Genomic DNA, 12,202 nt, shown 5'->3' with positions numbered 1-12,202 from the left:
GGTTGACCCCGTAGTGCTGGCGGACCCCCGACCTGGCAGCACTACGGGGTTTCCCATACCCAGGGTTCCCCTGTGGCTAAACCCCGGCGGCGGCTAACTCCCAACACCACCGGCACCCCCGAGCAAGCGCGGGCCCCCACCCAAAGTGCTCGATCGGGTGGACCGGCTTGATACGGGAAAGGGCGACCGTAAACTTGCCGTGGTCGTGGGGGCGAAGCCGCCCCACCCAGCTCTTCCCACGACGGTCGCCCGAGGGGTCCCCGTGTCAAGCCGGTCCACCCGATCGAGCAAACCCGCTCACACCCGGGCACAGCACCCCGAGAAAACCCACCCCGCACCAAACCCGGCAGGCCCACCCCCGGCCAAGCCCACCCAGCCGAAGCACCCCGCCGAGCGCACCCAGCAGCGGGCACGGCAGCAGACCGCCAGCGCACCCGAGTTCATCGGCATGGACATCGGCGGCACCAAGATCGCCGCGGGCGGCGTCACCCCAGAAGGCCACCTCACCTGGCGCCGCCAGACCCCCACTCCCAAGGGCGGCCCGGAAGAAGTCTTCGCCGCCCTCGCCGCCCTCATCCAGGGCACCACCCCCACAGCCGTCGGCATCGGCTGCGCAGGCCCCATAGACCTCATCGCGGGCACCGTGTCCCCCGTCAACATCCCCGGCTGGCGAGACTTCCCCCTCAAAGCCCGCGTGGAAGACCTCATCCGCACCCCGGTCGAACTGGCTGGCGACGGCCTCTGCATGGCCGCGGCCGAGCACTGGGCAGGCGCGGGCCGGGGCACCGACAACATGGTCGGCTTGGTCGTCTCCACCGGCGTCGGCGGCGGCCTGATCGTCAACGGCCAACCCCACCCGGGCAGAACCGGCAACGCGGGCCACATCGGCCATATCGTCGTCGACGACAGCGGCATCCCCTGCCCCTGCGGCGGCCGAGGCTGTGTCGAGACCGTCGCCAGCGGCCCCAACCTGGTCCGCTGGGCCCGCAGGCAGGGCTGGCGCGCGCCCGCGAACGCCGACGCCGCCCACCTGGCCGCGGCGGCCCTGCACGGTGACGGCGTCGCCAAGGCCGCTTTCGACCGCGCGGGCCGCGCCGTCGGCCGCGCCATCCTCGCCACCGCCGTCCTCGCGGACCTGGACCTCGCCGTGGTCGGCGGCGGCGTCGCCCAGGCAGGCGACCTGCTGTTCGCCCCGATCCGGGCCGCGATCGTCGAGCATGTGGGCCTGTCGTACGTGCGGCGCCTCAAGGTCGTCCCCGCCGAGTTGGGCGCGGACGCGGGCATCGTCGGCGCGGCGGCGCTGGTCGCCCGGTAGGGCTCGGCGACCTGTGACGCCGAAGGTTCGGCTGTCGCCGAATCGCCCCCGATGAGCGGGGAGTGGCATGTCCGAATACCGCTGACCGATCGTTTCTGTACCTCTCGCCGGGTGAACCGGACAAAGCGACCACCCGTTCGGCCGCAGCGCGGAACTCGCCACGCCCGAAAACGGGCACCCGATCGCTTACCCGCCAAATGGACTGCTATTACTCCACCCGTTTAGCCCTACGACAGCCGCAGACCCACTCAGGTGGACCATTGATTCACCTAACGGCCAGTAACTTCACCCGATAGGTGAGACGGGTCACACGATGCCGTTTACCGACAGACACGCTCCGCTTATCGTCTACTACGCAGTAGATACGCGAATGTCACGACTTGGGGTGGAAACTAGTTGCACAGCGCAGTAGCACGAAGGAGCCCGACGCTTTGGCCGTGACAGGAACGGAGTCCGTGCGAGCGGATGACCGCCAAACCCTGCACCTGACCTTCCCTGTCGACCTGACCCCGCCGCCGATGCCGCCGACCCCGGTCGTGGTGAGCGACCGGCCGCCGCCGGAGCGCACGTTCGGCGAGCGCTGCCTGCTGACCGCCGAGCGGTTCCTGGGCGGCTGGGCGCCGACGCTGCGCCTGGCCCTGCTGCTCGTGGCCGCCGGGCTCGCCGGGTTGGTCCTCATCGGCGTCTTCGCAGGCGTCGTGCCCGCGCTGATCAGCGCCGCGGTCCTGGTCGTGCTGGCGAGCAGGCGCGGCCACTGACACCTCGAACACGAAGAAGGGCCCGGACCAGCACGCGGTCCGGGCCCTTCTGGCGCGCGGGTCAGTGGGTGGCCACCGGCCGCAGCTTCGGGTCGTCCTCGTCGACGTGGTAGTCGGCGGGGTCGGTCTTGTCCAGGCCGTTGAACACCCGCATCCGCCGCGCGGCCACCGTCACCACCACCGCGACCAGCAGGTTGGCCAGCAGCGCCACGATGCCGACGTAGATCTGCAGGGTGGAGCCAGCGAACGGGTGCCAGCCGAACAGGTTCAGCTCACCCAGCCGCAGCGCGGACGCGCCGAAGTGCGCGCGCTTCCCGTCGGCGCTGGGGATGTTGTAGAGCAGCACCATCCCCCAGCCCATGCCCGCGATCCAGCCGCCGATCAGGCCCCAGACGTGGAACCAGCGGGTGTAGAGCGCGATGGCGACCGCTGGCAGGGTCTGCAGGATCATCACCCCGCCGATGAGCTGCAGGTCGATGGAGAACTGCGGGTCGATGAACAGGATGAACGCGACCGCGCCGAACTTGACCACCAGCGAGGCAAGCTTGGCCTGTTTCGCCTCGTCCTGGGCGGTGGCGTCGCGGCGGATGTACTCCTTGTAGATGTTGCGCGTCCACAGGTTCGCCGCGGCGATGGACATGATCGCGGCGGGCACCAGGGCGCCGATGCCGATCGCGGCGAACGCGATGCCCGCGAACCAGGACGGGAACTGCTGCTCGAACAGGTTCGGGATGATCGTGTTCGTGTCCGGGTCGCCGGTGGCGTTGTTGGTCAGCGGCTTGGTGCCCGCGGCGATCGCGACGTACCCGAGCAGCGCGAGCAGGCCGAGCAGCAGCGAGTACGCGGGCAGCGCCGACATGTTCCGCTTGATCACCGTGCGGCCGCGGGAGGCGAGCACGCCGGTGATCGAGTGCGGGTACAGGAACAGCGCCAGCGCCGACCCGAGCGCCAGCGTCGCGTACTGGAGCTGGTTGTTGCCGTTGAGCAGGATGCCGTCGCCGGGCGCTGGGGTGGCCTTGAACTTCTCGTCGGCCGCGCCGAAGATCTCGCTCCAGCCGCCGAGCTTGATCGGCAGGTAGACCACCGCGACGATGATCACCACGTAGACCAGGATGTCCTTGACGAACGCGATCAGCGCGGGCGCGCGCAGGCCGGACTGGTAGGTGTAGACGGCCAGGATCACGAACGCGATCAGCAGCGGCAGGTGCCCGACGATGCCGGTGCCGTTGAGGCCCAGCGTGCGCAGCACCGCCTCCAGGCCGACGAGCTGCAACGCGATGTAGGGCATGGTCGCGACGATGCCGGTGATCGCGATCAGCAGCGCGAGCGTCGATGAGCCGTAGCGGCCGCGCACGAAGTCGGCCGGGGTGACGTACCCGTGCGCCCGCGACACCGACCACAGGCGCAGCAGCGGCAGGAACACGATCGGGTACAGGATCACGGTGTAGGGCAGCGCGAAGAAGCCAGCCGCGCCCGCGCTGAACATCAGCGCCGGGACCGCGACGAAGGTGTAGGCGGTGTAGACGTCGCCGCCGATGAGGAACCAGGTGATCCACGAGCCGAACTTGCGCCCGCCCAGGCCCCACTCGTCCAGGTGCTCCAGGGTGCTGCCCGCCCGCCAGCGCGCGGCGACGAACCCGAGGACGGTCACCACGCCGAACAGCAGCGTGAACACGACCAGTTCGGTCCACTTCATCGGCCTGCCCCCTCGTCCAGGTCGTCCACGTCGAGATCGGCACTGTCGGCGCGCGGGGGCGGAGTCGTGGGCTGGTCCCGGGTCTTGACGAAGACGATCGTCGTGGCGGCCACGCCGACGGCGACGCCGAAGAACTGGAACCAGTAGAAGAACGGCATACCGAGCAGCGCGGGCCCGGTCCGGTTGAAGATCGGGGTGATCAGCATGAACAGGGGAACCAATAACAGCAGGTTCCAGGGGCTCCAGCGGATGCCGGAGACCGGTTTCCCGGGGGGTGCCATCGGTGCCTCGCTCAGGTAGCGGGAGTGTCGCCGGGAAACACTAAAGCCCCGCGCCCGTCACGTCACTGGTTGGCCGGTTCCGGTCCGGCCCGGCGATTCGGCAACCAGGCGGCCGTCTTCCACAGGCTGTGCACAACCTTGTCCCCAACCTGTGGATAACTTGTGGACGCGCTGACCAGCGGGGAAACAACGAATCGGCGGTCACACCGCCACCTGCCCGCAGGCAGGCGCGGACTAGTCCACAGCACTAGTCCCCAGCGGGCCGCCCGCCCGCTCGGCGAGCCGGTCGCCGACGATCAGCAGGCACGACAGGCACCGCGCGCCCGTGTGCGTCCGGGCGACCCGGCCGAACGGGACGGTGTGCGCGCACACCGCCTCCACGAAGCTGGCGGGCCGCTCACCGGCCGGGAAGGCGTGCACCCGGTCGTCGTATCCCGACAGCCGCCAGTTCCAGCTATGCCCTGCGCGCACCGGACCAAACCTCCCCATGTGAACGTCCACCCCTGCCCGCACCACACGCCGAAACGCCGAAGGCCACCGTGCCGAGCACGGTGGCCTTCGCTGGCGTGTGGTTACTGGCGGGTATGTCCAGCCAAGAGACTAGCCCAGGCTAGCCAAGTCGCTGCTTCAGCGCTTCCAGTTCGTCGCGAAGCGGCGTCGGCAGCTTGTCGCCGATCTTGTCGAACCACTCCTCGATCAGCGGGATCTCCGCGCGCCACTCGTCGACGTCGACCTTGAGCGCCGCCTCGATGTCGGCGCGGTCGCCGTCGATGCCGGACAGGTCAAGCTCGTCGGCGGTGGGGACCCAGCCGATCGGGGTCTCGGTCGCGGCGGCCTTGCCCTCGATCCGCTCGATCGCCCACTTGAGGATGCGGCTGTTCTCGCCGAACCCGGGCCACAGGAAGCGCTTGTCGTCGCCCCGGCGGAACCAGTTGACGTAGAAGATCTTCGGCAGCTTGGCCGAGTCGGCGCGCTTGCCGGTCTCGATCCAGTGGTTGAAGTAGTCACCGGCGTTGTAGCCGATGAACGGCAGCATCGCCATCGGGTCGCGGCGCACGACGCCGACCGCGCCCACCGCGGCGGCGGTGGTCTCGCTGGACAGCGTGGCGCCCATGAAGGTGCCGTGCTGCCAGTCGCGGGACTCGGTCACCAGCGGGATCGTGGTGGCCCGGCGGCCGCCGAAGAAGATCGCCGAGATCGGCACGCCGTTCGGGTCGTCCCACTCGGGCGCCTTGGTGTCGCACTGCTCGATCGGGGTGCAGTAGCGCGAGTTCGGGTGCGCCGCCTTCTCCTCGGACTCCGGCGTCCAATCGGCTTTCTTCCACGAGGTCAGGTGCGCGGGAGGCTCGCCCATGCCCTCCCACCAGATGTCGCCGTCATCGGTCAGCGCGACGTTGGTGAACAGCGAGTTGCCCTTGGCGATGGTGCGCATCGCGTTCGGGTTGGTGTGGAAGTCGGTGCCCGGCGCGACGCCGAAGAAGCCGTTCTCCGGGTTGACCGCGTACAGGCGACCGTCCTCACCGAAGCGCATCCAGGCGATGTCGTCGCCGATGGTCTCGACCTTCCACCCCGGGATGGTCGGGTCCAGCATCGCGAGGTTGGTCTTGCCGCAGGCGCTGGGGAACGCGGCCGCGACGTAGTAGACCTTGTCCTCGGGCGAGGTCAGCTTGAGGATCAGCATGTGCTCGGCGAGCCAGCCCTCGTCCCGGCCGATCACCGAGGCGATGCGCAGCGAGTAGCACTTCTTGCCCAGCAGCGCGTTGCCGCCGTACCCGGAGCCGTAGCTCCAGATGAGACGCTCCTCCGGGAAGTGCACGATGTACTTGGTGTCGCTGCACGGCCACGGCACGTCGGCCTGGCCCGGCTCCAGCGGCGCGCCGATGGAGTGCAGCGCGGGGACGAAGTCGCGCTCGGTCCCGTCCTCGGCGATGAACTTGTCCAGCGCCTTCGTGCCCATCCTGGTCATGATGCGCATGGAGACGACCACGTACTCCGAGTCGGTGATCTCCACACCGAGCATGGGCTTCTCCGCGTCGAGCGGTCCCATGCAGAACGGGATCACGTACATCGTGCGGCCGCGCATCGAGCCCCGGTAGAGCTCGGTCATGATGGCCTTCATCTCGGCCGGGTCCATCCAGTTGTTGGTGGGGCCCGCGTCCGACTCGTCGGCCGAACAGATGAAGGTGCGTTCCTCGACCCGCGCCACGTCGTTGGGGTCCGACGCCGCGTAGAAGGAGTTCGGCTTCTTGGCCAGGCGCGTGAACGTCCCCGCGTCGACCAGCTTGTCGGTCAGCCGGGTCCACTCCTCTTCGGAGCCGTCGACCCAGACCACCTGATCCGGAGCGGTCAGTTCAGCCACCTCGCGCACCCACGCCAGGAGTCGCTTGTGCGTCGTCGGTGCCTGGTCAACGCCAGGGATTGTCACTGCCGTCATCTCGCCTCGTCTCCTGACTGAACGCCGAAATGCCGATCAGGACGCCATGTTCCTGACCGGGACAGCGGCGTCCTAACCGAATGGCTGAGCCCCCGCCCTGAGGATCAAGCGGGTGCGTGCCGTGAAGGAATGGTCTGAGGCTAGCGAAGTGACCGCCAGGTAACCGAGACCTTGCCTGTCGGTTCTCTCACAAGAACGATAAGGGGATCGATTCAGTACCCGGATGCGGGCGGTCGGATTCGGCCAGACGAGTGCTCCCCTCACCGACCCGGCGGGCGGCAAGTGAATCTCCCCACGAGCGGGCTTCTGACAAAAAAGATCCCGGCGCACGCGGGGTGTGCCGGGATCTCTTCCTGATCAGCGGGGGGTCAGCGGTTGACCAACGGAGAGTGATCAGCTCTGCCAGGCGGCGTCGGAGTCGGCGCTCGCGCCGGTGCCCTCGGACTCGTAGGTGCCGTCGGAGTTGATGTGCCCGGTCTCGACGGTGGTCCACTCGTCCTCGCCGGTGTGCTCGGCGACGGTGACGTCACCGTCGGCCTCGATCACGACGGCCTGGTCGGCCTCGCCGTCGCCGTCGACGTCGGTGAAGGCGTAGGTGTTGCCCTCGTCGTCGGTGACGACCGCGGTGTCGTTGGTGCCGTCGCCGTCGGCGTCGTACTCGGCCTCGCCCGCGGTCACGTCGCCGTCCTTGGTGTCGACGGTGATGGTCTCGCCGCCGGTGCCCGACGCGGTGTCGTCGCCCGCCGTGCTGTCGTCGTCGGAGCCGGTGGACGCGGTGCCGGAGTCGGCGCCGTCGCCAGAGGGGTTCTCCACCGAGGAGGGGTCGGCTTCGGTCCACTCGCCGGAGGTCTCGTCGTACTCCGCGGCGGCGGTGACGTTGCCCTCTTCGTCAAGCTCGACCATGGTGTCGGCGGTGCCGTCGCCGTCGGTGTCGGTGAAGGCCATGTAGCCGTCTTCGGTCTGCACGACCGCCGTGTCGTTGTGGCCGTCCTGGTCGTAGTCGTAGTTCTCCTCGACCTCGTACTCCTCGCCGCCGACCTCGACGGTGAGTTCGTCGTGGCCCGCGTCGTCGGCGGTGGTGTCGGTGGTGTCGTCAGCGCCGGTCTCGTCCACGTACACGGGTGCCCCCTTACTGATCCCTCGCGGGATTTCGCACTTGCTTGTTAGCGGTATGACTGACAGATCGCCCTGGTGGTTCCCGCTGCCGTGACGTTAGTTCTTGTCCCGAACAGACCGGATGCTGGCAAGCAGCTTCTCCGCGCGGTCCCGCCCGGCGACGACGTCGGTCAGGCGCTTGTTTACCACGGTGACCCGCTTCTGGCGCTCGCTCACGTCAAGTCGTAATGCCTTGTCGACCTCGCGGAGTTGTTCCTCGATGCCCGCGATCCGCTTGCCCAGCGCCTCGTCCAGCGCCAGCGAGAGCTGGGACTCCGCGTCGATGAGCTGCTCGGAGACCAGCTGATCCAAAGTGGACCGGGAGTCGGCGATCGAGTCGTTGAGCCAGAGCTTCATGTGCTGTTTGTCCGCGGTGTGCTTGCGGGTGCGCGCGATCCACCACCCGGCGCCGAGGCCGATGACGATCGTGGGCACCAGCAGGATCGGCGCGGCGACCGCCCCGGCCAGCGGCAGCACGGCCAGCTTGCCCGCGCCGATGCCGCCGGAGACGCCCATGAACACCAGCAGCTTGTCCTCCGCGGTCGGCATCCGCTTCTCCGCGGCGCGCAGGATGACCTGCGCCTGCCCGGAGCGGGCGAACTGGGACCGGATGACGGCCAGTTCCTCAGCGGTGAACAGTTCGCTGAGCACGGTGTCGGCGACCTGGTTGAGCCGCACGCTGACCGAGTTGCTGACCCGCCCGGTCACCATCTGCAGCGCGGCGTCGACCTGGCCGGGCAGCTCCTTGAGCTTGTCCCGGTCAGCGCTGTCGATGGCCTGCCGGAACCAGGATTGCAGGTCGCGCATCTCGCGGCTGACCTCGTGCGCGTTCTCCAACCGGGCGCGCTGGATCTCGCTGCGCAGCTTCACCTGCCAGCTTCGGGTGGACGAGCGGCGCTCGGCGGTCAGCTCGTCCTTGCGCGCCCGCAGCGCCTCGGCCTCGGCCTCGCCGGTGGTCAGCGCGCGGCGCTCGTTGTCCAGGGTGACCTTGAGTTCACTCAGCGCGGAGGACAGGGCACGCAGCGTGTTGGCCTCGGCGAGCATCGCCGCGCGGCCCACCAGCAGCGACTGCAGCGCCTCGCGCAGCTGCGGGACGCCAGAGCGCTCCTTGAGCATGTCGGCGGCCTCGGGGTTGGGCGCCTTGGCGGCCATCTCGTGCATCCGCGAGGACACCGGGTGGAACGTGGCGCCTGCGAACCGGGGGGCGTGCTCGGCGAGCAGCGCCTGGTTGGCCTCCATGACCTGCCGCCAGCCGCGGAATTGGTCCACTTTGGACAGCGCGAACACCACGGTCTCGACCCGGTCGCCGACGGTGGCGAGAAAGTTCAGCTCACCCAGGGTGAACGGCGCGGACGCGTCGACAACGAACAGCAGCGCGGTCGCCGACGCCGCGGCCTCGATCGCCAGCTCACCGTGCACCGAGTCGAGCCCGCCAACGCCCGGGGTGTCGACGACGGTGAGCTTCTCCAGCATCGGCACCGGCCCGTCGACCTCGACATAGCGCGGCGGCAGCTCCCCATCGGGCAGTTCGTGCGCCGCGGACACCCAGTTCACCAGCTTGCCCAGGTCGACCGGCACCGGCGCGAGCTGCCCCGGGTAGCAGGCCCGCGCCTCCCACTCCTGCGCGTGCCCGAAAATCAGGTAAGTGGCCGTCGCCACCTCAGCGTCCACAGGGGACAGACCAGGCGACTCGATGAGAGCGTTGACCAACGAACTCTTGCCCCGGTTGGTCTCACCGACCACGACCACCGACGGCTTCTTCTTGCGGCGGGCCCGGATCTCCTCCACCCACGCGGCGGACTCCGGCGCGGTCTCGGACAGCAGCGCGAGCAGCTTCTCCCGCGCCAGCGCGACCTGCTTGGGCAGCGACAGCGGCTGCGCCTGGGTCATGCCTGCCCCGCCTTGCCGGTGTACACGGTGACGATCGGCGGCCGCAGCACCTGCCCGCGGTCGCTGAACCCGACCACCTCGGTCTCCGCGACCGTGCCGTCAAGCGACTCGTCGTCGGTCCCCACCGTGCCCCCGGCCTCGTGGAACGCCGGGTCGAACAGGTCGCCGTCCGGCCGCAGCGCGGTGACCCCCACCGCCGCCAGCCCTTCCTCGATCCGCTCCGCGACCCCCGAGCTACGCGCCCGGTCATGGGCGTAGAGGCACAGCGCGACCAGCGCCCGCCGCTCATCGACGGCCTGGTCGTACACCTCCGGCGCGATGCTCACCAGCGCGGGCTCCACCCGGAAGTCGTCCACCAGCTCCACTTCGCCCGCAGGCTCACCGGCCTGCTCGCCCGCCCGCACCGCGTCCGCGATCACCTGCGCCCGCACCTCGATGGTGGACTCCTCCACGTCCCCGTCCTTGCGCTTGCCCTTGAACCAGGAAGCCACGCGCCTCACCCGGCCTTAAGTACGCCAACCACGATTGGCCTGTTGTCGCCCGCTCCACTCCGGACCGCGTCAGCCCCGGAGAGTACAGGCAGCCCCACCACCAGATCCCCCATTCCAGCGATCCCAACGGCCCGCCCTCCAGGCAGGTCAGCCCGCCTTCAGGGTCTTGACCACGTCGGTCGCCACCATCACCGCCACCGAGCACGCCTGGTCCCTGTTCGTCTTGCTCAGAGACTGCTTGGTATGAACATCGATGGCCATGGTGTCGGACACACCCACGGCGACCGCACACCGGCCGCTGCTTCGGCTGTCGAGTTTGCCGTACGTAACGGCGGGCATTCCCTCGATCGGGGACAGCGGCTCGAAGAACTCCCACTCGCCGCGCTTGTTGGCCCTATAAAGGCCGCTGAGACCGGTGGGAACCTTCGAGAAAAAGTGCACGTTGATGCTAGATCCGTTGAAGGTATCCGGTGAATGGTTGACCCACTGGCAGCTGACACCGGTGACGTCGTCGCTTGGGGTGCCGGTGGGTGCTCCGACGAGTTCTTGTGTTCGCCGCGGAGGCAACGACGCGCACGGGTCATTGACGAACTTCGACACATCCATCGGGTTCTCGACCTTGGGGGCTCCGTCGCTCGGCAGGTCGGCCGCGGACGTGGACGTGATGCTCGGTTCGGAGGATTCCGACCCGGGAGTCGAGTCCTGCGTCCGCGTCGCCGTCGTGGAGATGGCGGTAGGCGTGCCCGATTGACCGGTCGTGCACCCACTGAGCACGGCGAGAGCAAGCAGGGGCACGATCGCGTGACGACGCACGTCAGATCCCTCCGGGAGCACTGGGCGCGGACGGTCCGGACACCGACTGTCGGTCGAGTTCAGCCCCAGAACGCCAGCCTGTCTTTCCAAGATCGGAACACGACAGTCGCGCGATCCGGAACCCCAGCGGACCCTCGCCCGCCAGCCAGGTCAGCCCGCCTTCAGGGTCTTGACCACATCGGTGGCGACCATCACCGTGACCTGGCACGCCTGGTCTCGGTGCCGCTTGCTCAGCGACTGCTGCGTGGTGACACCGATGGCCATCGTGTCGGACATGCCCACAGCGGCCGTGCACATGCCGTCAGCTCGGCCATCGCGTTTGCCGTAAGTGACGGCAGGCATTCCCTCGATCGCGGAAACTGGTTCGAAGAAGGCCCACTCGCCACGCTTGTTGGCCCGGTAAGCGGCACTGATGCCGTCAGGAACCTTGGAGTAGAAGTACACCCAGATGCCGGAACCGTTGAAGGTTTCCGGTGAGTTGTTGACCCACTCGCAGCCGACATTAGTGGCGTCATCGGTTCGTATACCCGTGGGGGTTCCGACGAGTTCCTGCGTCCGTTGCGGAGACAACGACGCACAGGGGTCATTGACAAACCTCGACACGTCCACCGGATTCTCCACCCTGGGAGCACCATCGCTCGGCAGACCAGTTGAAGACGCTGATGGGGCACTCGGTTGCGAAGTCTCCGATCCAGGAGTCGAGTCCTGCGTCCGCGTCGCCGTCGTGGATACGCCAACAGGCGTACCCGGTTGACCGGTCGTGCACCCACTGAGCACGGCAAGAGCGAGCAGGGGCACGATCGCGTGACGACGCACGTCAGATCCCTCCGGGAGCACTGGGCGCGGACGGTCCGGACACCGACTGATCGGTCGAGTTCAGCCCCCGGACATTCTCACGTTCAACACCAAGATAGTCACTCAACGCGTCCTGAAACTTCTGGGCTTGGCTATAGCAGTAGTCGGCCTTCTCCTGGAGCGAATCCAGATATGCCTGAGTCGAGGCGCTCGCCGCCTCGGCGTGGTACTGGCTGGCGTACTCATTTCCGGGAGGGTCAACCGTGCCCATCTGGTCAGCGTCGACCATCGACCGCCTGTAGTCGAGAGCCAGGTCCATCCAGTCCTTGACGATGGCACGCATCTCGTCCGGTTCGAAGGAGAACTTGCCGCCGTCGCCGCTGGGCCGGGCGCCGCCGACCATGTCGCTCACGCCGGAGCCTGCGATGTGACCGACGGACGCGTTGATGCTGTGGAATGCCGACGTCATCCTGCCCCCTGGTGTCCCTGACCTGCCCCTCCATGATCAGGGTACGACAGCCGCGCGATCCGGGACTCGGTTTCCTGGAAAGGGGAATCCCGGAGATCGCGTCCA

Annotated in this window: 12 protein-coding genes; 2 read left to right on the top strand and 10 right to left on the bottom strand. The window is 68.3% G+C overall.

Features of this window, described 5'->3' with window-relative positions; translation table 11 throughout:
- Window positions 1-262: 262 nt before the first annotated feature.
- Together BLS56_RS12000 and BLS56_RS11995 are read left to right on the top strand one after the other, a co-directional pair.
- Window positions 263-1,315, top strand: coding sequence for an ROK family protein (locus tag BLS56_RS12000; protein WP_228771577.1), 1,053 nt, complete (start codon window positions 263-265; stop codon window positions 1,313-1,315).
- A 437-nt stretch (window positions 1,316-1,752) separates the two neighbouring features.
- Window positions 1,753-2,073 (top strand): hypothetical protein, encoded by a 321-nt coding sequence (locus BLS56_RS11995; RefSeq protein ID WP_139190627.1) that lies wholly within the window; start codon window positions 1,753-1,755, stop codon window positions 2,071-2,073.
- 61 nt (window positions 2,074-2,134) lie between these two features.
- On the opposite strand, the gene mctP is transcribed toward BLS56_RS11995, so the two are convergent.
- From mctP to BLS56_RS11945, 10 genes are all read right to left on the bottom strand, one after another.
- Entirely contained in the window at window positions 2,135-3,769 is a 1,635-nt protein-coding gene (gene mctP / locus BLS56_RS11990; RefSeq protein ID WP_091450104.1) for a monocarboxylate uptake permease MctP, read from the bottom strand.
- A complete protein-coding gene (locus tag BLS56_RS11985; protein WP_091450103.1) occupies window positions 3,766-4,050 on the bottom strand; it encodes a DUF3311 domain-containing protein in 285 nt (94 codons plus the stop codon). Before BLS56_RS11985 ends, mctP begins: the two co-directional genes overlap by 4 nt.
- 234 nt (window positions 4,051-4,284) lie before the next feature.
- A complete protein-coding gene (locus BLS56_RS11980; protein WP_091450102.1) occupies window positions 4,285-4,521 on the bottom strand; it encodes a hypothetical protein in 237 nt (78 codons plus the stop codon).
- A 139-nt stretch (window positions 4,522-4,660) separates the two neighbouring features.
- On the bottom strand, window positions 4,661-6,484 hold the full coding sequence (locus BLS56_RS11975; protein ID WP_091450101.1) for a phosphoenolpyruvate carboxykinase (GTP): 1,824 nt from the start codon (window positions 6,482-6,484) through the stop codon (window positions 4,661-4,663).
- 393 nt (window positions 6,485-6,877) lie between these two features.
- Entirely contained in the window at window positions 6,878-7,603 is a 726-nt protein-coding gene (locus tag BLS56_RS11970; protein ID WP_091450100.1) for a hypothetical protein, read from the bottom strand.
- Between the two features lie 93 nt (window positions 7,604-7,696).
- Window positions 7,697-9,529, bottom strand: coding sequence for a dynamin family protein (locus tag BLS56_RS11965; RefSeq protein ID WP_091450099.1), 1,833 nt, complete (start codon window positions 9,527-9,529; stop codon window positions 7,697-7,699).
- Complete coding sequence (gene grpE / locus BLS56_RS11960) at window positions 9,526-10,020, bottom strand: nucleotide exchange factor GrpE (protein ID WP_228771576.1); 495 nt, start codon at window positions 10,018-10,020, stop codon at window positions 9,526-9,528. Before grpE ends, BLS56_RS11965 begins: the two co-directional genes overlap by 4 nt.
- Window positions 10,021-10,167: 147 nt before the next feature.
- Window positions 10,168-10,833: a DUF3558 domain-containing protein gene (locus BLS56_RS11955; protein ID WP_175482785.1), complete on the bottom strand. Its 666-nt coding sequence runs from the start codon at window positions 10,831-10,833 to the stop codon at window positions 10,168-10,170.
- Window positions 10,834-10,983: 150 nt separating this feature from the next.
- Window positions 10,984-11,610 (bottom strand): DUF3558 domain-containing protein, encoded by a 627-nt coding sequence (locus BLS56_RS11950; RefSeq protein WP_228771616.1) that lies wholly within the window; start codon window positions 11,608-11,610, stop codon window positions 10,984-10,986.
- Between the two features lie 40 nt (window positions 11,611-11,650).
- A complete protein-coding gene (locus BLS56_RS11945; protein ID WP_091450096.1) occupies window positions 11,651-12,097 on the bottom strand; it encodes a hypothetical protein in 447 nt (148 codons plus the stop codon).
- Window positions 12,098-12,202 lie beyond the last annotated feature (105 nt).

This window comes from Actinokineospora iranica, assembly GCF_900101685.1.
GTDB lineage: Bacteria > Actinomycetota > Actinomycetes > Mycobacteriales > Pseudonocardiaceae > Actinokineospora > Actinokineospora iranica.
Note: the sequence above shows the minus strand (reverse complement) of the source record. Positions and strands in the feature narration are given on the sequence as shown.